General features: G+C 75.1%; 17 protein-coding genes. 6 read left to right on the top strand and 11 right to left on the bottom strand.

The genetic code is table 11. The features are described 5' to 3' along the window. Nucleotides 1–90 precede the first annotated feature (90 nt). Nucleotides 91–1308 (top strand): cytochrome P450, encoded by a 1218-nt coding sequence (locus tag AB0C78_RS34535; RefSeq protein WP_360756292.1) that lies wholly within the window; start codon nucleotides 91–93, stop codon nucleotides 1306–1308. Here the strand turns inward: AB0C78_RS34535 and AB0C78_RS34530 are convergent. The 9 genes from AB0C78_RS34530 to AB0C78_RS34490 all read right to left on the bottom strand — a co-directional run bounded on the left by AB0C78_RS34530 (nucleotide 1241) and on the right by AB0C78_RS34490 (nucleotide 9418). Then, nucleotides 1241–1630 carry a nuclear transport factor 2 family protein gene (locus tag AB0C78_RS34530; RefSeq protein WP_360756290.1) on the bottom strand — a complete coding sequence of 130 codons (390 nt, stop codon included), beginning with the start codon at nucleotides 1628–1630 and terminating at the stop codon, nucleotides 1241–1243. The genes AB0C78_RS34535 and AB0C78_RS34530 overlap by 68 nt on opposite strands. Nucleotides 1631–1634: 4 nt before the next feature. After that, complete coding sequence (locus tag AB0C78_RS34525; RefSeq protein ID WP_360756288.1) at nucleotides 1635–2795, bottom strand: MBL fold metallo-hydrolase; 1161 nt, start codon at nucleotides 2793–2795, stop codon at nucleotides 1635–1637. A gap of 82 nt (nucleotides 2796–2877) precedes the next feature. Beyond that, the gene (locus AB0C78_RS34520) at nucleotides 2878–4686 is read right to left on the bottom strand and encodes a hypothetical protein (RefSeq protein WP_360756285.1); all 1809 of its coding nucleotides are present in this window, start codon (nucleotides 4684–4686) and stop codon (nucleotides 2878–2880) included. A 286-nt stretch (nucleotides 4687–4972) separates the two neighbouring features. Next, nucleotides 4973–5617: a hypothetical protein gene (locus AB0C78_RS34515; protein WP_360756282.1), complete on the bottom strand. Its 645-nt coding sequence runs from the start codon at nucleotides 5615–5617 to the stop codon at nucleotides 4973–4975. Beyond that, entirely contained in the window at nucleotides 5614–6192 is a 579-nt protein-coding gene (locus AB0C78_RS34510; RefSeq protein ID WP_360756279.1) for a sigma-70 family RNA polymerase sigma factor, read from the bottom strand. Before AB0C78_RS34510 ends, AB0C78_RS34515 begins: the two co-directional genes overlap by 4 nt. A 95-nt stretch (nucleotides 6193–6287) precedes the next feature. Then, nucleotides 6288–6902, bottom strand: a complete 615-nt coding sequence (locus tag AB0C78_RS34505) for a heme-binding protein (RefSeq protein WP_360756277.1) — start codon at nucleotides 6900–6902, stop codon at nucleotides 6288–6290. A 127-nt stretch (nucleotides 6903–7029) separates the two neighbouring features. After that, on the bottom strand, nucleotides 7030–7197 hold the full coding sequence (locus AB0C78_RS34500) for a hypothetical protein (RefSeq protein ID WP_360756275.1): 168 nt from the start codon (nucleotides 7195–7197) through the stop codon (nucleotides 7030–7032). A gap of 239 nt (nucleotides 7198–7436) precedes the next feature. Further along, nucleotides 7437–8366 carry an alpha/beta fold hydrolase gene (locus AB0C78_RS34495; RefSeq protein WP_360756272.1) on the bottom strand — a complete coding sequence of 310 codons (930 nt, stop codon included), beginning with the start codon at nucleotides 8364–8366 and terminating at the stop codon, nucleotides 7437–7439. Nucleotides 8367–8476: 110 nt separating this feature from the next. Beyond that, nucleotides 8477–9418 (bottom strand): helix-turn-helix transcriptional regulator, encoded by a 942-nt coding sequence (locus AB0C78_RS34490; protein ID WP_360756269.1) that lies wholly within the window; start codon nucleotides 9416–9418, stop codon nucleotides 8477–8479. Nucleotides 9419–9664: 246 nt separating this feature from the next. Here AB0C78_RS34490 and AB0C78_RS34485 point away from each other — a divergent pair, with 246 nt between their 5' ends. Next, nucleotides 9665–10687, top strand: a complete 1023-nt coding sequence (locus AB0C78_RS34485; protein WP_360756266.1) for a zinc-dependent alcohol dehydrogenase family protein — start codon at nucleotides 9665–9667, stop codon at nucleotides 10685–10687. Nucleotides 10688–10712: 25 nt separating this feature from the next. On the opposite strand, the gene AB0C78_RS34480 is transcribed toward AB0C78_RS34485, so the two are convergent. Beyond that, complete coding sequence (locus AB0C78_RS34480; RefSeq protein WP_360756264.1) at nucleotides 10713–11591, bottom strand: sigma-70 family RNA polymerase sigma factor; 879 nt, start codon at nucleotides 11589–11591, stop codon at nucleotides 10713–10715. 139 nt (nucleotides 11592–11730) lie between these two features. On the opposite strand from AB0C78_RS34480, the gene AB0C78_RS34475 reads away from it, so the two are divergent. Continuing rightward, nucleotides 11731–12186 carry a carboxymuconolactone decarboxylase family protein gene (locus tag AB0C78_RS34475; protein WP_360756262.1) on the top strand — a complete coding sequence of 152 codons (456 nt, stop codon included), beginning with the start codon at nucleotides 11731–11733 and terminating at the stop codon, nucleotides 12184–12186. Nucleotides 12187–12274: 88 nt separating this feature from the next. After that, nucleotides 12275–14344: a histidine kinase gene (locus tag AB0C78_RS34470; RefSeq protein WP_360756259.1), complete on the top strand. Its 2070-nt coding sequence runs from the start codon at nucleotides 12275–12277 to the stop codon at nucleotides 14342–14344. A 52-nt stretch (nucleotides 14345–14396) separates the two neighbouring features. On the opposite strand, the gene AB0C78_RS34465 is transcribed toward AB0C78_RS34470, so the two are convergent. Continuing rightward, a complete protein-coding gene (locus tag AB0C78_RS34465; protein WP_360756256.1) occupies nucleotides 14397–15002 on the bottom strand; it encodes a response regulator transcription factor in 606 nt (201 codons plus the stop codon). 109 nt (nucleotides 15003–15111) lie between these two features. Between AB0C78_RS34465 and AB0C78_RS34460 the strand changes: the two genes are divergently transcribed. Both AB0C78_RS34460 and AB0C78_RS34455 read left to right on the top strand, forming a co-directional pair. Next, the gene (locus AB0C78_RS34460) at nucleotides 15112–15843 is read left to right on the top strand and encodes an ABC transporter ATP-binding protein (protein ID WP_360756254.1); all 732 of its coding nucleotides are present in this window, start codon (nucleotides 15112–15114) and stop codon (nucleotides 15841–15843) included. Then, entirely contained in the window at nucleotides 15843–18260 is a 2418-nt protein-coding gene (locus AB0C78_RS34455) for an FtsX-like permease family protein (RefSeq protein ID WP_360756428.1), read from the top strand. Before AB0C78_RS34460 ends, AB0C78_RS34455 begins: the two co-directional genes overlap by 1 nt. Nucleotides 18261–18343 lie beyond the last annotated feature (83 nt).

Below are 18343 nucleotides of genomic sequence, written 5' to 3'. Positions count from 1 at the left end.
TCCGAAAAAGGGCATCCCAGCCGGAAGCGCTCCGGGAACCTATGATCGTCGCGTGCGGCCGCCGGGCCGCGCGCGGCGGGCGGGAGCGCGATGAGCCATCCTCGGATCGACTTCGACCCCTTCGGCGAACCCCGTCCGCCCGGCACCACCCACGCGATGCTGGACGAGCTCCGCGAGGAGTGCCCGGCCTTCCACAGCTCCGCCCGGAACGGGTTCTGGGTGCTGACCCGGTACGCCGACATCCTCGCCGCCTACCAGGACACCGACGCCCATTCCAGCCGCGCCATCGCCGTCATCGACCCCGACCCGTCCTACCGGTGGATCCCGGTCATGCTGGACCCGCCCGAGCACACCATGTGGCGGCGGCTGCTGCGCCCGCTGTTCACCCCGGCCCGCGCCGCCGCGATGGAGGGCGCCGTCCGGCGCCGGTGCGCCGAGCTGATCGACGCGCTCGCCGCCCGGGGCGAGTGCGACTTCGTCGCGGACTTCGCCCGCCGCTACCCGACGGCCGTCTTCCTCGAATTCATGGGGCTGCCCGTCTCCCGGCTGGAGGAGTTCCTGGAGTGGGAGTACGCGATCCTGCACGCGCCGCCGGCGCGGGGCGGGCGCGTCGAGGCCATGGGCAAGGTGACGGCCCTGTTCCAGGAGCTGATCGCCGAACGGCGCCGGGACCCGCGCGACGACGTCGTCAGCGCCGCGATCGCCTTCGAGCCGGACGGCAGGCCCGTCACCGACGGCGAGCTGCTGCAGCTGTGCACCCTGCTGTTCCTCGCCGGCCTCGACACCGTCGCCGCGCAGCTGTCGTACTCGTTCTGGCACCTCGCCCGCCACGACGCCGACCGGGCCCGGATCGCGGCGGAGCCCGGCATCGTCCCCGATGCCGTCGAGGAACTGCTGCGCGCCTACTCCCTGGTGCTGCCCGCCCGCAGGCTCGTCAAGGACGTCACGGCCCAGGGCTGCCCCATGCACGCCGGCGACATGGTGATGCTGCCCCTCGCGATGGCGAACCGCGACCCCCGCATGTTCCCCGACCCGCGGACCGTCGACTTCGACCGCGCGTCCAACCGGCACATCGCCTTCGGCGCCGGCCCGCACCGCTGCCTCGGCTCCCACCTGGCCCGCCTGGAACTGCGCGTCGCCCTGGAGGAGTGGCACCGCCGGATCCCGCACTACCGCGTCCCCGACGGCGCCCGCCCGGCCGAGCACGCCAGCCTGGTGCTCGGCCTCGACACCCTCCCGCTCACCTGGGGCGATAGGGATCCAGGCAGCGGCTCTGCGCCGGGTCCAGGTACTCGTCCAGCCGGGTGATCCGGTCGTCCTTCACCGTCACGATGAAGCAGGCGCGAAGCGTCAGCTCGTCGCCGTTCGGCACGACGCCGCGCAGCACGTGCTGCTGGACGTAGCCGTCCGGCGTGAGGCGCCGCTGGATCCCGGTGTACCGCATCTCGCGCAGGACCCCGGTCAGCCAGCCCAGCACCCGCAGGTTCTCCTCGACACCGATCACCTTGCCGTCGGTGTTGTGCCAGATCTCCGCGTCCGGGGCGTAGAGGGACGTGCGGATCGCGTCCAGGTCGCCGGTCTCGACGGCGGCGACGAACTCGTCCGCGAGGCGCTCGATGGATCGTTCCACGACGTCAGCCCCGCTTCCCGCGCAGCGCCACCGTGACCAGGTCGTTCCCGACCACCACCGGCCCGCGGTACGACCTGCGCGCGCCCTGGTACCAGACGCGGTCCGGCACCATGCTCGGCTTCGCCGGGCCGAGATGGCTCAGCACCAGCTTCCCGGCGCCCGCCAGCCGCGCCACGTCCCCGACCTGCGTGACGTCGGTGTGCGCCTCCTTCAGGTGCTCGATGAACGCCGCGTTCTGGTTCTTGTCCTTGTAGTAGTCCACGCTGACCGCCTCGTGGACGAGGACGTCGCTGCCGTGCGCCAGCTCGATGATGTTCTCGTGGTACGCGGTGTCGCCCGAGAAGGTGATCACCCCGTCCGGCGTCTCGCAGCGGAACCCGAACGCCGGGAACACCAGGCCGTGCGCGCCGAGCGTCGCCTGCACGCGGATCCGGTCGTCCTCGAACACGGTGAACGGGCGGATGCGCGGCGCGCGGTTCTTCAGCGGGTCCGCGCCGGTCCGGGACACGTCGATCTCGGTGAGCTCCAGGATCGACTCCGGATGGATCGGCGTCGCGCCCTCCCGCCCGTAGATGTTGAACGTGTAGGCGTTCGCGTCCAGGCTGCCGTTGATCAGGTCCTTCAGGCCCGGCGTGGGATTGTCCGGGTTGACGTCCGGGACGGGGCGCGGCCCCGCGAACGGCGGCCCCATCGCCCCGGCCGGGCCCGGCCCGAACACCCGCACCGGCGGGACCAGCGCGTCGCCGTCCGGGCTGGCCTGCGCCAGCATCAGGTAGTTGAACAGGTCGGCGGTGTGGTCGGCGTGCAGGTGCGTCACGAAGACGGCCTTGAGCGACTTCAACGGCAGCCCCGCCCGCACGTACTGGCTGGCCGACCCGCGCCCCGCGTCGAACAGGTACGTCCGGTCACCGACGACGACGGCGCTGGAGATCCCGAACCGCTCCGCGATCGGCACCGGGCCGCCCGCGGTGCCGAGCAGCACCAGCCGCGTCCGCGCGTCCGGCCGCCCGCCGTCCGGCCGCGCCGGCGCCGCCGCGAGCGCCCGGCCCGGCGCGGCGGCGGCGCCGAAGGCGGCCATGCCCGCCACCGCCGCCGTCCCGAGGACCGCCCGCCGCGATGGCCGCGCCCCCGCCGTCCCGGTCCCGTCCACTTGCCCGTCGCACATGTCAGCTCCGATCCGTACCACGAATGAAGCTGACATTAGATTCATAAACCGCCAGAGCGCAATACCCTCCGGACGGGCGTGATCATCGGCGCCGGTCGTCGCGCGCGCGGCGTACGGCCTCGTCGAGCGCCCGGAACGCCGCCTCGTCCTCCTCGTCGATCGCCTCCAGGAGGCGTTCGCACGCGGCGAGGAGGTCGGCAGGACGGGCGGGCAACTCCGAAAGGCCGGCCGCCTCGACGGCCGGTCGCGGCGGCGTGCGTCCGAAGCGGCGCCCCCGGAAACGCAAGGACTTCGGCGCGCGGCCAGACAGGGACGCGGCACCGCGCCTGGCCGCGGCGACCACCCGGGACGCCCATCCCGCAAGGAACCGCAGGAACCGGACAACGCGTTTCATCACCCTCCTGTCGCGGGACAGGCGGGCCCAGACGTCCGGACGGTCGAGGAGTTCGGCGGCGGCGTCTCGGCCGAGCAGTGGCGCCGCGGCGCCGGGGACGGCGTGCTCGGCCAGACGGCGGAGCACCGCGTCGCCGAGGGAACCGCCGGGCTCGAACAGCGGCGCCATCGCCCTGACACCGGGGGACGGCACCGGGTCGTCCTCGGCGGCCTGGACGAACGCGGCGAGCGCGGCCTCGCAGTCCAGGCCGTGCAGCCGTTCGGCGGCGGACCGCCGCAGGGCCGGCGGCGCCTCGCGCGCGAGGACCATGGCGCGCAGGGCGGCGATGCCGGCGTCCCGGTCGCGCCGGGCGAGTTCGGCGGCGAGCCACGGGCGCGCCGCGTCCCACCGCGGCAGGTCGGCGAGGAGCCGGTCGAGCACGCCGGCCGGCGGCGCGGCGCCCGACGCGCACAGGCACGCGATCACGGCCGACCGCTCCGCCGGGGTGCCGCGCCCGGTGCGGACGTCCTCCCAGGCGAGGGCCGCGCCCGCCGCGGGCTCGCGGAGGGCGGCGGGCAGCCAGACGCCGCGGTCCAGGCGGCCGTCCGCGACCAGCGTGAGGAGCGGCCCGACCGGCCGCCCGACGACGGCCCCGGCGGCGAGCCCGCGCAGGCCGGGCGGGGTGTCCGCGCCGAGGAGGACGCCGCGCAGCAGCCGGGCGGCGGCGCGCGGGAACCCTTGGAGCAGCCGTTCCAGGGCGACGGCCCGGACGCGCTCCGGCAGCCCCGGGGCGAGGAGCAGCGTCCGCGCGGTGCCGTCGGAGGCCGACGCGAGCCGCTCCGCGACGCCGCCCGCGGCGATGTCCGCGAACTCCTCCGGCACGCCGCCCGGGACCGTCTCCGCGATCTCGGCGATCTTGAGCAGGTGCCATGCCGACGGCGGATCCGCGGCGAGCGCGGTCATCGCCTGGAGCCGCAGCTCCGGAGACAGGCCGGGGTCGGACGCGAGCCGCCATGCGACGGGACGGAGGAGAGGACGGTCCTCCTCGCCCGCGGCGAACGCGCTCCGCAACGCCCACACGCGGACCTCCGGGTCGGCGGCCGGGTCCACGGCGATCCGCGCGTGGACCTCGGCGCCGAGCCTCCTGAGCGCGCCGTGCCGCAGCCACGTGTCGATCCCGGTGTCGGCGGCGATCGTCTCCAGGACGTCCGGCGGTGTCCGGGCCGCCCGGCCGGTCATGAGCAGCCTAGCCGCGGCCGACGCCCGGGCCGGCGCGTCGACGGCGCGGTCCGTGGCGGTCGCGCACAGCGCGTCCAGCGCCGGGCCGCCGGACGCGCCGAGCCCGTCGAGGAGGTCGAGGGCGATCGCCCGCTGGGCCCGGGGAAGCGTCGCGCAGGTGACGAGGCGGGCGAGCAGCGCCGGATCGACCAGGGAGGCATCGGCCATGAGCGCCCGTGCCGCGGCCGCGCGGTCCTGCGGGTCCAGGGTCACGTCCAGCGCGATCCCGGCGAGGAGCACCGCGCCGTGACGGTCGCCGCGCCAGACCAGGGAGCGGGCTGTCCGGATCCGATGGCCGATCCGGGCCGGCCCATCCGGCCGGGGCGCGGCGCGCGGGTCTGCGTCCTCGATGCGAACTCCTCTGGCGGGCCTGCCGGGGCCTGCACGGTAAGCCGGAGTTCGCGCGGCGTCCATGCCGTCCTGCGCACAACGGCCGGATGCGGCCCGCCCGCGCCCCGGTTCCCCGCGACATGCGGAGGGGCGCCGCGACGGGTTGCGTCGCGGCGCCCCCAGCGGGCCGGGACCGTCAGTCGTTCGGGTCTTCGACCGTGTTCGGGCCGTCGCCCGCCCAGTTCTCGTGGACCTCGGGGCCGCCCGGCACCACGACGCACGCGCCGACCCGGCCCTGCGCGACCTTCTCGTTCAGGACGCTCGTCCTCATCTCGCCGTCCTTGCCGAGCAGCGCCCACACGTCCAGGACGACGGTCTGCCCCGGCTTGAGGCGCTTGGGGTAGATCAGCGTCGCGCTCTCGTTCAGCTCCTTCGGGATCGTCCCGAACACGCGGTCGGCGGACCCGTCGTAGATCCAGTGCGCCCGTCCCGGCCTGCACTTCTTGCCGCTCGGCAGGAACTGCACCTTCGCCGGGATCCCGAAGCCCCGCAGCTTGCGCTCGACCCGCTCGGGGTGCGAGAACTCGCGCACGTGCACCGCGACGGCGCCGTCCCGCCGCAGCTCGACCGCGTTCGCCCTGGCCTCGCCCCCGCCGGTGACGATCGGGAGCGCGACCGCGGCGCCCGCCGCCGCCGCGACGACCGCCAGGCCGAGCCCGATCCGGCGGCCCGGACGCCGCCGCGCCGCCGCCGGCGCCTCCGCTGCCGTGCCCGCCGCCGCGGCGCGCTCGGCGACCACGACCTTCAGCTCCGACATGATCCGCTCCTCGTACCCGTTCATGCGCCCTCCTTCGCGTACGCGAGCGCCACGCCCGCCTCCGGCACCAGGTCGCGCAGCACCCGCCGCGCCCGGTGCAGCCGCACCCGCGCGGTCACCGGCCGGATGCCGAGCGCCGCCGCGGCCTCGGTCACCGTCAGCCCGTCGACCGCGATCAGCTCCAGCACCGCCCGCACGCCCTCCGGCAGCTCGTCCAGCGCCCGGTACGTGCGACGGCCCGCCGCCTCCGCGTCGATGCGCTCCACCAGCGCCGCGATGTCGTCGGCCTCCAGCCGCCGCCGTCCCGCCTCCCGGCCGGTCGTGCGGCGCTCCCGGGCGGCGCGGCGCCGTTCGGCCGCGACCACGTTGCGGGCCACCCCGTACAGCCAGCCGACCTCCGAGCCCGCCGCGGGCCGGTAGGTGTGCGCCGACTCGATGACCGCGAGGAACACCTCGGCGGTCAGGTCGGCGGCGGTGTGCGGATCGTCGACCCGGCGGGCCACGAACCGGCCCACCGCCTCGACGTGCCGCCGGTAGAACTCCTCGAACGCCGCGGGATCTCGTCCCACGCGGGCGAGGCCGTCGTCGGATCCGGCCATGCGCTCACTCCCTCTCGCCGCTTCACCCCCACTTGGCTCGGGGGAGCGAACGCGTTACCGGAGAGTCTGCCGCCGGCGGCCCCGCCCCGCGCGGATCACCGCTCGATCGCCGCCAGCACGTCGTTGGCGATCGCCTCGTCGATCCGGCCGTCCGGCGCGCCGCCCACGCCGATGCCCGCGATCGGGAAGCCCTTGTAGAACACCGGGACGCCGCCGGGCAGCGTGAGCGTGCCCGGGATCTGCTTGATCGTCTCGTTCCCGGACAGCGCGCTGGTCGGCTGGCCGAACGCCACCGCCGTGTACGCCTTGGCCTTGGCGGACACGTAGGTCTGCGGGCCCGCCCTGCGCGTGCGGACCACCAGCCGGATGGTGCCGGCCCGCTCCATGATCACCATGGTGACGCGCTGGTTCCCGTGCCGCCGGGCCGACTCCACGAACTCCCTGGACGCGCGGACGAGCGCGCTGTTCGACAGCACCCGCTCCGGCGCCGTGGCGCTGTCGTGCCTGCCGTGACCATGGCCGTGGCCTTTCCCATGGCCTTTCCCGTGGGCACGGCCTTTCCCGTGGCCGTGAGCGGGCTTGCCGTGCCCGTCCTGGACGGCGACGGCAGCGGCCGGCGCGGCGGCGGACGCCGGCCCGGCGACGCCGACCGCCCCGGCGGCGGCCGCGCCCAGCGCGACGGCGCCGCCGATGAAACGCCTGATCGACATGTTCCCCCCGATTCCCTGACATTCGGTCACATGGAGTGACCCTCCAGGTCGGAAAGTAACCGTGCGTGAGGATGGGGGACAACGCGTCGCGGGCAGCGTCCGGGCAACTCTCGGTAAAACACCCCGGTCAGCGGCCGCCGCCGTGCGAGCACCGTCCCGTCCCCTGGCACGTCCCGCAGGTGCGGCCGCCCGACAGCGTGCCGCTGCCCCCGCATGTGGGGCAGCCCGGGCAGTCGCACGCCAGGACGGCACGGTGGACGGGGACGGCGTGGCGGCTGATCGCGGTGTCGGGCATCGAGGTCTCCCCATGGCGCGGTACGTGGTGATCGACGTACGTGGTGATCGATAAGGCGTCGCCCGTGAGGCACGGCGGCGCACCTCTCCCGACGCGATGACTCTGCGTTGATGATGCGCGACTCTTCGTTTACCGCTCCGGCGCCACAGAGCCCGTCCCTCGCGGGTACGGCGCCCGCCCGCCGCCGCTGCTTGACATCCGGCCCCCGTGATGGATGCCGCCGCGGCGGCGGGCCCCGGCTAGACGTTCGGGCCGTAGCCGGTGCATCGCGGCTTGAAGCCCGGCTCGTCGGGTCCGATGGCGTTGAGGACGATCTGCATGATCGGGCCGTCGAGCGACATCCCGGAGTGGCTCACCGGGTCGTCGGGGCACAGGTCCTGCAGCAGGATGTTGGTGGAGTCGCCGCCGTGCAGGAACGAGTTCGCCAGCGGGGTGACGGTCGTGTCGTGCGAGGTCGCGATCGTCAGGTAGCGGACGCCGGGGACGGTGTCGCCATCGGCGAACAGCGCCTTCTGGAAGTCGGACCCCTCCTCCTGCTCCGGGTAGGTGGGCGCCCCGATGAACCGGTAGGCGTCGTTGACCAGCCCGAGGACGTGCAGCGACCGGCCGAGGTTCACCAGCCCCTGCATGGTGGTGCCGTGGTTGGTCGGTGCGAGCCCGATCATCGTGCGGACCCTGGCCGCGCCGCCGAGCCGCTTGATGTAGTAGTTCGGCATCATCCCGCCCTGGGAGCCGCCGATCACGTCGACCTTCGGGGCGCCCGTCGCGGCGAGCACGCGGTCGACGAACGCGCTCATGGTGCGGGCCGACGCGGCGACCTCGCCGAGCCCGTAGACGTGGCCGGCGGTCAGGGACGTCTCGCCGTAGTTGAACCCGTAGACGCAGTACCCAGCGTTGGCGAGGGTGGGCGCCATCATGGCGCCGGCGGAGCCGAAGTTGGACGTGGTGCCGTGCACGATCACGACGGGGTAGGGGTGCGCGGCGGACGGCCGGCAGGACCAGATGTTGGCCCCGGGGACGGCGTCCGGGCTGAAGAGGAAGTTGCCGATCGAGGTCGCCAGGTCGCCCACCGGGTACGCGGTCTCCGCCTCGGCGGGGGTGGACGCGGCGGCGGGCGCGGTGAGGGCGGCGCACGCCGCCAGGGCGGCCGCGGTGAGGCGGCGTCGCATGCGGTTCCTTCGCGTGCGTTTCATAAGAACAACAGTATCTATTTGGAAACCGCGGTTCTATGCGGCCGCGTGACAACGCGGGCGGTGCGGATTCGTCGCCGGCGGCGGGCTCAGGCGCGCGGGCCGGGGGACCGGCCGGGCGCGCGGCGCGGCCGGCCGTCTCCGCGCGCGGCGTCGTTCGTGCGGGCGTCGTCGTCGAGGGTGGCGGCCCAGCTGGCGAGGAGCCGCAGCGCGTCATGGCTGGAGGAGTCCGGGTTCGCGGTGTAGACCGTCATGTTCAGGCCCCCGTCGGCCGCCAGGTCGATCGACTCGTAGTCGAGGACGAGGTCGCCGACGGCCGGATGGTGGAAGGTCTTGGTCCCGGCGTGGTGCCGCCGCACGTTGTGCCGGGCCCAGCGGGTGCGGAAGTCGTCGCTGCGGGTGCACAGCTCGCCGATCAGGTCGGTGAGCACCTTGTCGTAGGGGTCGCGGCCCGCCTCCGTCCGCATCAGCGCGACCGTGATGTCGGCGGCGGTGTTCCACTCGGGGAAGAAGCCGGGCCCGGCGGGGTCGAGGAACTGGAAGCGCGCGATGTTCGGCGGACGCCCGGCCGGGCGCGGGCTCTGGTAGACCGGCCAGTACATGGCGCGGCCGAGCCGGTTGGCGGCGACGACGTCCATGCGCCCGTCGCGGATGATCGCGGGCGCGTCCGTCATCGCGTCCAGCATGCGCTGGAGCCCCGGCCGGACCTTCGGCGCGGAACGGCGGGCGCGGTGCACGGCGCCCCCGGGCCCGGCGGCGCGGGCGAGGTCGAACAGGTGGGCGCGCTCCGCGTCGTCCAGCTGCAGCGCGCGGACCAGCGCCTCCAGGACGCTGTCGGACACGCCGGACAGGTTCCCGCGCTCCAGGCGGATGTAGTAGTCCACGCTGACGCCCGCGAGCATGGCGACCTCCTCGCGGCGCAGCCCGGGAACGCGCCGGTTCCCTCCGTAGACGGGCAGCCCCGCCTGCTGCGGCGTGATCCGCGCGCGGCGGGACGCCAGGAAGTCCCGGACCTCGTTCCTGCTGTCCATGCCATCCACGCTATGCGGCATGCCCGCGGCGAGGGGGGTACTGCCGTTACCTGACACAGCCGTCCCTGTCATAGGCCTCTCAGCAGGGGTTTCATGGCTGACGGCAAGGAAGGAGAGCACATGGAGATCCTCGAGCGGCGGCCGGCGAGCCGCGGCGGCGCCTGACCGCGTTCCCCGAAGCCCGAAGTTTCCCGAAGCCGAAGATTCCGAAGCCGAAGATTCCCGAAGACCGAGGAGTTCCGTTCCATGCTCGGAGCAGTGCTGCACGCGCCCGGCGACGTGCGCGTCGAGGAGCGCGCCGACCCGGCGATCATCGAGCCGACCGACGCGATCGTCCGCCTGTCGGCGACCTGCGTCTGCGGGTCCGACCTGTGGCCGTACCGGGGCGTGGAGAAGCCCGACGGCCCCGCCCCGATGGGGCACGAGTACGTCGGGGTCGTCGAGGAGGTCGGCGCGGGCGTCCGGACGATCAGGCCGGGCCAGTTCGTGATCGGCTCGTTCTGGGCGTCCGACGGCACGTGCGAGCTGTGCCGCGCGGGCTACCAGAGCTCGTGCGTCCACCGCGTGCTGATGGGCACGATCGGGACGCAGTCCCAGCTCGCCCGGATCCCGCTCGCGGACGGCACGCTGGTCGCGACCCCGGAGCCGCCGCCGGCGGACCTCGTCCCGAGCCTGCTCGCCGCGTCCGACGTGCTCGGCACCGGCTGGTTCGGCGCCGTGGCGGCGGACGTGGGTCCGGGCAAGACGGTCGCGGTCGTCGGGGACGGGGCGGTCGGCCTGTGCGGCGTCCTCGCCGCCCGTCAGCTCGGCGCCGAGCGGATCATCGCGATGAGCCGGCACGCGCCGCGCCAGGAGCTCGCGCGCGCGTTCGGCGCCACCGACGTCGTCACCGAGCGCGGCGCCGACGGCGTCGCGAAGATCAAGGACATGACCGGCGGGCTCGGCGCGCACAGCGTCATCGAGGCGGTCGGCACCCAGGAGTCGATGGCGCAGGCGATCCGGTCCACCCGGCCCGGCGGCCACGTCGGGTTCGTCGGCGTCGCGCACGGCGTCGAGCTGCCCGGCGAGGAGCTGTTCTTCTCCCAGGTGCACCTGCACGGCGGGCCGGCGCCCGTCCGCCGGTTCCTGCCGGAGCTGGTCGACCTGATCTGGAACCGGGAGATCGACCCGGGCCGCGTCTTCGACCTGACGCTCCCGCTGGCGGAGGCCGCCGAGGGCTACCGGGCGATGGACGAGCGCCGCGCGATCAAGGTCCTCCTGACGCCCTGACGCCCGACCGCGTGCGCGGCGGCGGTCAGGCGACCCAGGACGGGACGATCCGGCCCAGCCGCGCGGGGTCGGTGAGCCCGCTGATCGCGGTCACGGCGCCGTCCGCGACCGTGAAGGCCAGAACCGTCACCGGCCGCCCGCCGACCGTGATGAGGACGCCCGGCAGGCCGTCGACGAGGACCGGATGGCCGGTCGCGCCCGGCCGCGCGAACCGGCGCGCCTGCGCCGCGACCTCGCCCGCGCCGCGGACGACGACGCTCCCGCCGGGGCCGTGCGCCCGCAGCTCGACGTCCGGGGCGAGCACGGCCAGCAGCCCGGCGACGTCGCCCCGGCCCGCCGCCGCCAGGAACGCGTCGACGACGTCCCGGCCGGCGGCGCCGGAGCCGGACGCGGGCGCGCCGGACCGCAGCCGTCCGCGGGCCCGGCTGGCGAGCATCTTGGCGGCCGGGGTGCTCCGGCCGAGGACCGCCGCGATCGCGTCGAACGGGACCTCGAACACGTCGTGCAGCACGAACGACACCCGTTCCGCCGGGGTCAGCGCGTCCATGACGACGTACAGCGCGAGGCCCACGGACTCGGCGAGCACCGCTTCCTCCTCCGGATCGATCCGTGCGTTCGCGTCCGCGTCCGCGTCGAGGGGGAGCGCGCCGATGTCCAGTTCGAGGGGCTGCTCGCGCCGCGTTCCGCGCTTGCGCAGCAGGTCGAGGCAGATCCGGCCGGTCACGGTGGTGAGCCATCCGCGCAGGTCGTCGATGCCGTCGGCGCCGGTCCGTGCGAGCCGCAGCCACGCCTCCTGGACGGCGTCGTCCGCGTCGGAGTGGGAGCCGAGTACGCGGAACGCGACCGCGTGCAGGTAGGGGCGCTGCGCCTCGAACTCCGCGGCGAGCTGGTCCTCTTCGGTCACGATCCTCCTCGGCGTATGGCGTTCTCACTATCAGGACGCGCCGGGCGCTAGCGAGGTAACGCCGCGGGCCGCGCGTTACCTCCCGCCGCGTCCGGACGTCGTAGTGCCGTCCACCGACCGGATGTTCCAAGGAGGAGCGATGACGGCACGCATTCAGGACCCGAAGAGCCAGCCCGACATCACGAAAGGCGTCCAGCTCCTGTTCAAGGAGGTGTACTCGGGCGGGGTGCCGCGCGAGACGCTGGAGCTGGTGCATCTGCGGGCGAGCCAGATCAACGGCTGCAGCGCCTGCGTCGACGCGGGCGCCACGGCGGCGGCCAAGGCGGGCATCGCCCACGAGAAGCTGATGGGCGTCGCGGCCTGGTACGAGAACCCGCTGTTCGACGAGGCGGAACGGGCCGCGCTGGCGCTCGCCGAGGCGGCGACGCGGCTGTCCGACCGGCCCGGCGCCGTCACGGACGAGATCTGGGCGGAGGCCGCGCGGCACTTCGACGAGCGGCAGCTCGGGTCGCTGGTGCTGATGGTGGCGGTCACCAACTTCTTCAACCGGATCAACACGACGTTCCGGATCCCGGCCGGGACGCGCTGGGACTGACCCGGCGCCCGGCCGCGCCGCGCGGGCGGCGTGGCAGGATCGTGACACGCCGACTATGTGGGGGTGTGTCCGGATTGTGGAGGGTCGGGTGCCGGGGCGGGCGCGGCTGATCGTCGGAGCCGTGCTGGCGTCGTTCGCCGGGGTGTACGTCCTGGCGGCGCCGGCGCGGACGGCGGGGCCCGGCCGGGTGGCGGCCGCGGTCGCCCTGGTGGCGGTCGTGCTGGGCGTCCAGATCGTCCGGGTCGTCGCGCGGGACGGCCGGTGGCGCTGGGGGATCCCGGTGCAGGCCGCCGCGGGCTACGCGGGCGTGCTGGCGTTCGGCACGTCCGCGGGCGTCCTCGGGTTCGCGGCGGGCTCGCTGCTGCTGGCGGGCGCGTGGCCGCTCGCGGCGGCGGTCGTCGGGAGCGCGGCGGTCCTCGGCGGCGCCGACGTGACGATCACGTGCCTGCTCACCGGGCTGGTCGTCTACGGGCTGGTGCGGCTGGCGGACCGGGCGGACGACACCGCGGCGGCGCGGCTGCCGCTGACGATGGCGGCGGTGGCGCGGGAGCGGCTGCGGATCGCGGCGGAGCTGAACCGCGGGCTCGGCGACGGGCTGCGGGAGATCTCGGCGGGGAGCCGCCGGGCGCTGGAGCGGCCCAAGGAGATCGCGGGCGTGCTGGACGTCGCGCGGAGGTCGCTGAACGAGGCCCGCGCAGCGGCGGCCGATTTCCGCAGCATGTCGCTAGCCCCAGAAGCGTCGGCGGCGCGCGCGCTGCTGGAGTCGGCGGGCGTCCACGCGGAGGTGCGGACGAGCCACAGCGAGCCTTTGGGACCGGCCGGGGCGCTCCTGGCGATGGCGCTGCGCGAGGCGGTCACGGACGTCGTGCGCGTTGGGACGGCGCGGACCTGCGTCATCGAGACCTCCGAAGTGGACGGGTTCGTGCGGCTGCGCGTCGTGAACGACGGAGTCCGGACGGCCGAGCTCGGCGAGGAGGGGCTGGAGGACGCCGCGCGGCGGGTGCGGGCGGCGGGCGGCGGCTTCTCCACCGGGCTCGGGGAGGACGGCAGGTTCGCGGTCGAGGCTTCGGTGAAGGCGGGCGAGCGGCCGGTGAGCCTGCCGGACCGGGCCGCCTACCGGCTGTCGGTGGGACTGCTCGCGGCCGTGCTGGCGGGGTTCTCCGTCAAGGGGCTGCTGCAGGTTCCGTGGGGGTGGGAGTGGCCGGTCGCGGCGGCGCTGCTGGTCTGCATCGGTGCGCTTCAGCTGCTGTGGACGAGCACCGGGCGGCCCAAGGCGTGGGCGCTGGGCCTGGCGGTGCTGAGCGTCGCGCCCGTGCCGCTGCTCGGGAAGCCGTGGCTGGGCGTCGCGGGGTTCCTGGTCGGGACGCTGCTGGTCGGCCTGCCGCGCAAGGTCGCGATCCCGCTGGTCGCCGCGGTGATGGCGGCGGTCGGGGCGGGCGGAGCGGCACTCGGGCTCGGGCCGGCGGCCGTCACCAACTACGTGATCAGCACGCTGGTCACCGGCCTGGTCGTGTACGGGCTCGTCCGGCTGGCGCGGCTCGTCCGGGACCTGCGGGCGGCCGGGGAGGAGCTGGCGCGGGCCGCGACCGTCCAGGAGCGGCTGCGGGCGGCGCGCGACCTGCACGACCTGCTGGGGCACAGCCTCGCGGCGATCCTGCTGAAGTGCGAGCTGGCGCGGCGGCTCGCGGACGTCGATCCGGCGCGCGCGCGAGCGGAGCTGGAGGAGGTCGTGGCGATGGCGGAACGCGCCGGCCGGGACCTGGACGCGGCCACCGGCGGCGACGCCGGGCTGTCGCTGGACGGGGAGGCGCGTTCGGCGCGGTCGGTGCTGGCCGCGGCAGGGGTCGAGGTCGAGATGGACCTCGCGCACGGGGAACTGACGGACGGGACGTCGGCCGTGCTCGGCACCGTTCTACGCGAGGCCGTGACCAACGTGCTCCGGCACAGCGCCGCGAAACGCTGCGTCATCGTGACCGCGCAGGAGGACGGTGTGGTCCGGCTGGTCGTGGAGAACGACGGGCTGGATCCGGCGGCGCCGCGTACGGCTCCCGGGTCGGGAATCGGGAACCTGACGACGCGCCTGGCAGCGGCCGGAGGGACGCTCAGCGCGCGCGCCGACGGCAAGGGCGGCTTCCGGGTGGAGGCCGTGATCGGCTGAAGCCGGCGGGGTCCCCAGCGCGTCTCGCTCTAGAGCCAGCCCGCCTCTCGCTCTAGAGCCAGCCCGCCTCTCGCGCGATGCGGGCCGCGTCGGTGCGGTTGCGCGCGTTGAGCTTGGTGACGACGGCGGTCAGGTAGTTGCGGACCGTCCCGGCCGACAGGTGCAGCCGCTCGGCGATCTCCGGTGCCTCCGCGCCCTCGGCGGCGAGGCGCAGCACGTCCGTCTCGCGCGGGGTGAGCGGGTTGTCGGCGAGGTCCCAGGCGGTCAGCGCGAGCTTGGGGTCGAGGACGCGCCCGCCCGCGGCGACCGTGCGGATCCCGGCGGCGAGCTCGTCCGGCGGCGCGGTCTTCAGCAGGAAGCCGCGGACGTTCGCGGCGAGGGCGCGGCGCAGGTGGCCGGGCTTGCCGTGGCCGGTGAGGATCAGCGTGGCGACGCCGGGGAGGGCGTCGTGCAGCGCGGCGGCGGCCGCGAGGCCGTCCATGCCGGGCATGTCGACGTCCAGGACGGCGACGTCCGGGCGGGCGGCGCGGGCGGCGGCGAGGACCTCGTCGCCGCGCTCGACCTCGGCCACCACGGTCAGGTCCGGTTCGAGCGACAGCAGGGCCGCCAGCGCGCTGCGCACGACGTGGTGGTCGTCCGCGAGGAGCACGTTGATCACGGCTCATGTCTACCAGTGACGCGGTCACGGGCCGGACCATGACGAGATCACATATGACCGGTGATGTGCTCTCTGGCCCGTGAAGCCGCAGGTCAGAAGACTTGTCCGCATGAACGAAGCGGTGCGGATGGACGCGGTCAGCAAGGTGTACGGCAAGGGGAGGGGCGCGGTGGCGGCGCTGCGCGAGGTGTCGGCGGGCATCCCGCGCGGCCGGTTCACCGCCGTGATGGGCCCGTCGGGATCGGGGAAGAGCACGTTCCTGCACTGCGCGGCGGGCCTCGACAGCCCGACGTCCGGCAGCGTCCGGCTGGGCGACACCGAGCTGTCCGGCCTGAACGAGACGAAGCTGACGGAGCTGCGCAGGCAGCGGGTCGGTTTCGTGTTCCAGGCGTTCAACCTGGTGTCGTCGCTGACGGTCGAGCAGAACATCACCTTGCCGCTGCGGCTCGCCCGTACGCGGGTCGACCGGAAATGGCTGGACGAGGTCGTCGAGAGAGTCGGCCTGAGCGAACGCCTAGGGCATCGTCCGGCGCAGTTGTCCGGCGGGCAGCAGCAGCGGGTCGCCATAGCGCGCGCGCTGGTCACGCGTCCGGAAGTGGTGTTCGGGGACGAGCCGACGGGCGCGCTGGACACGATGACGGCGCGGGACGTCCTGACCCTGCTGCGCGAGACCGTCGACGCCATGGGGCAGACGGTCGTGATGGTGACCCACGACCCGGTCGCCGCGTCGTACGCGGACACGGTGCTGTTCCTCGCGGACGGCCGGATCGCCGACGCGATGGACGCGCCGTCCAGCGACAAGGTGGCGGCCTGCATGACCCGGCTGGGGGCGTGGAACTGATGCTGCGGATCGTCCTTTCCACGGTGCGGCACCGCAAGGCGGGGTTCGCGGGCGCGTTCGTCGCGCTGCTGTGCGCGGCGGCGCTGGTGTGCGCGTGCGGGGTGCTCCTGGACACCGGGCTGCGCGGCTCGGTCGCGCCGGAGCGGTACGCGGGGGCGCCGGTGGTGGTGACCGGCGACCAGTTCGTCCACCAGACGAAGATCAAGAAGAAGGGCAAGGTCAAGCACAAGGCGAAGGCGATCGCGGAGCGGGCGTGGCTGCCCGCCTCGGCCGCGGACGCGGTCCGCGCGGCGGGCGCCCGCGGCGTCGTCACCGAGGTCGCGTTCCCCGCGGAGATCGGCGCCGGGCCGGACGAGTCGTGGGGGCACGGCTGGGAGTCGGCCGCGCTGACCCCGTTCACGCTGCGGGAGGGCCGGGCGCCCACCGCCGCCGACGAGATCGTCGTGGACGCGGCGACGGCCCGCGCGAACGGCCTGCGCCCCGGCTCGCGGGTCCGGGTCGCGTCCGCCGAACCGGGCTCCTACCGGGTGTCCGGCGTGACGCGGCAGGCCCTGAAGGACCAGGCCGCGATCTTCTTCACCACCGCCGAGGCGCGCCGGCTGGCCGGGCACCCCGGCCAGGTCACCGCGATCGGCGCGACCGGCTCCAAGGCCGCGATCGCCGCCGCGCTGCGCGGCACCCGCGCCACCGTCCACACCGGCGCGGACCGCGGCCGGGCCGAGTTCCCCGGCGCCGAGCGGTCCCGGATCAAGCTGATCAGCATGGGCGGCGCGCTCGGCGGGACGGCGCTGCTCGTCGCGATCCTCGTCGTGTCCGGCACGTTCGCGCTCTCGGTGCAGCAGCGGCAGCGGGAGATCGCGCTGCTGCGGGCCGTCGCCGCGACGCCCCGGCAGGTCCGCCGGATGATCGGGCGGGAGGCGCTGCTCATCGGCCTCGCCGCCGGGCCGCTCGGCGCCGCCGCCGGGCTGCCACTGGCGTTCTGGCTGCGCGACCGGTTCCGCGGCCTCGGCGCCCTGCCCCCGAACCTCGACCTGGTCGTCAGCCCGTTCCCGCCGGCCGCGGCTGCGGTGGCGGCGATCGTCGCGGCCGTCGCGGCGGCCCGGATCGCCGGGCGCCGGACGGCGCGGATCCGCCCCGTCGAAGCGCTCGGGGACGCGGCGCTGACCCCGCCCCGGCTCGGCGTCGCGCGCACCGCCGCCGGGCTGCTGGTCCTCGCCGGATCCGTCGTGCTGACGATCGTCCTGTCCGGCCTGCACACCGAGGCCGCGGCGAGCCCCGTCACGATGCTGACCGCGCTGGCCTGGACGGTCGCGGTCGCGCTGCTCGGCCCGGTCATCGCCCGCGCGGCCGTCGCCGTCCTCGCCGTCCCGCTGCGCGCGTTCCCGGTCGCCGGGCACCTCGCCGCCGCGAACCTCGGCGCGGGCGCGCGGCGCCTCGCGTCCGTGATCACGCCGCTGACACTGATGATCGGGCTCACCGCCACGATCCTGTTCGCGCAGACGACCACGGGACGCGCCGCCGTGCGGCAGGCGACCGACGGCACGCTCGCCGCGCACGTCGCCGGCCCGAAGATCCCGCACGGCACCGCGGAAGAGATCCGCCGCGCGCCCGGCGTCACCGCCGTGACGGAGGTCGTGCACAGCACCGTCCGGGTCGGGCTGGAGAACTACGGCGTGCAGGGCGTCACCACCGCAGGGCTCGGCAAGACCATGGACCTCGACGTCCGCAAGGGCGACATCAAGGCGCTGGACCCGTCGTCCATCGCGGTCAGCACCACGGCGGCGTCCCGGCTGCACGTCGGGCCCGGCGACACGCTCCGGCTCACCCTCGGCGATGGCACCCCCGCCGCGCTGAAGGTCGTCGCCGTCTACGGGCGCGGGCTCGGCTTCGGCGACCTCACCGCCGACCACGCCCTCCTCGCCGCCCACGTGGACGACCCGCGCGGCACCGTCCTCATCGCGGGTGCCGCCCCGAAGGGCGTCCCGACCGTCAGCGCGTCGACCCTCGCCGAGGACACCGCCTCCGCGAACGCCGAGGTCAACTACATCGCGATGGGCCTGATCATCGCGTTCACCGCGATCGCCGTCGTCAACACGCTGGCGATGTCGACCGCCGGCCGGGCCCGCGAGCTCGCCGTGCTGCGGCTGTCCGGTGCCACCCGCCGGCAGATCACGCGGATGCTCGGCGGGGAGACCCTCGCCGTCGTGCTGGTCGCCGGCGTCCTCGGCACCGCGATCGCGCTCGCGACCCTCACCGCGTTCGGGCGCGGCATGACCGGCGGCGGGCCGTCCGTCCCGCCGCTCGCCCACCTCGGCGTGATCGCCTGGGGCGGCCTCCTCGCGGCGGCGGCCACGGCGCTGCCCGCCCGGCTCGCGATGCGGACCCGTCCCGCCGACGCCGTGGGCGCCCGCGAGTGACGCCCCGCCGGGCGCCCGGCCGGGCGCCCGGCGGGGCGGCCCCGCCCCCCCGGGCGGGGGGGGGGGGGAGGGGGGGGCCCCGG

Source organism: Actinomadura sp. NPDC048394 (assembly GCF_040651755.1).
In the GTDB taxonomy this organism is placed as follows: Bacteria; Actinomycetota; Actinomycetes; order Streptosporangiales; family Streptosporangiaceae; genus Spirillospora; species Spirillospora montaniterrae.
The sequence above is the reverse complement of the archived record's forward strand: the minus strand, read 5'-3'. Positions and strand labels throughout refer to the sequence as shown.

Bases quoted from the DNA above. Each gene is read 5' to 3' on its own strand.
- AB0C78_RS34495 (WP_360756272.1), bottom strand. From the start codon at position 8,366: ATGCGACGCCGCCTCACCGCGGCCGCCCTGGCGGCGTGCGCCGCCCTC.
- AB0C78_RS34505 (WP_360756277.1), bottom strand. From the start codon at position 6,902: ATGTCGATCAGGCGTTTCATCGGCGGCGCCGTCGCGCTGGGCGCGGCC.
- AB0C78_RS34535 (WP_360756292.1), top strand. From the start codon at position 91: ATGAGCCATCCTCGGATCGACTTCGACCCCTTCGGCGAACCCCGTCCG.
- AB0C78_RS34475 (WP_360756262.1), top strand. From the start codon at position 11,731: ATGACGGCACGCATTCAGGACCCGAAGAGCCAGCCCGACATCACGAAA.
- AB0C78_RS34500 (WP_360756275.1), bottom strand. From the start codon at position 7,197: ATGCCCGACACCGCGATCAGCCGCCACGCCGTCCCCGTCCACCGTGCC.
- AB0C78_RS34490 (WP_360756269.1), bottom strand. From the start codon at position 9,418: ATGGACAGCAGGAACGAGGTCCGGGACTTCCTGGCGTCCCGCCGCGCG.
- AB0C78_RS34515 (WP_360756282.1), bottom strand. From the start codon at position 5,617: ATGAACGGGTACGAGGAGCGGATCATGTCGGAGCTGAAGGTCGTGGTC.
- AB0C78_RS34525 (WP_360756288.1), bottom strand. From the start codon at position 2,795: ATGTGCGACGGGCAAGTGGACGGGACCGGGACGGCGGGGGCGCGGCCA.
- AB0C78_RS34485 (WP_360756266.1), top strand. From the start codon at position 9,665: ATGCTCGGAGCAGTGCTGCACGCGCCCGGCGACGTGCGCGTCGAGGAG.
- AB0C78_RS34455 (WP_360756428.1), top strand. From the start codon at position 15,843: ATGCTGCGGATCGTCCTTTCCACGGTGCGGCACCGCAAGGCGGGGTTC.
- AB0C78_RS34460 (WP_360756254.1), top strand. From the start codon at position 15,112: ATGAACGAAGCGGTGCGGATGGACGCGGTCAGCAAGGTGTACGGCAAG.
- AB0C78_RS34510 (WP_360756279.1), bottom strand. From the start codon at position 6,192: ATGGCCGGATCCGACGACGGCCTCGCCCGCGTGGGACGAGATCCCGCG.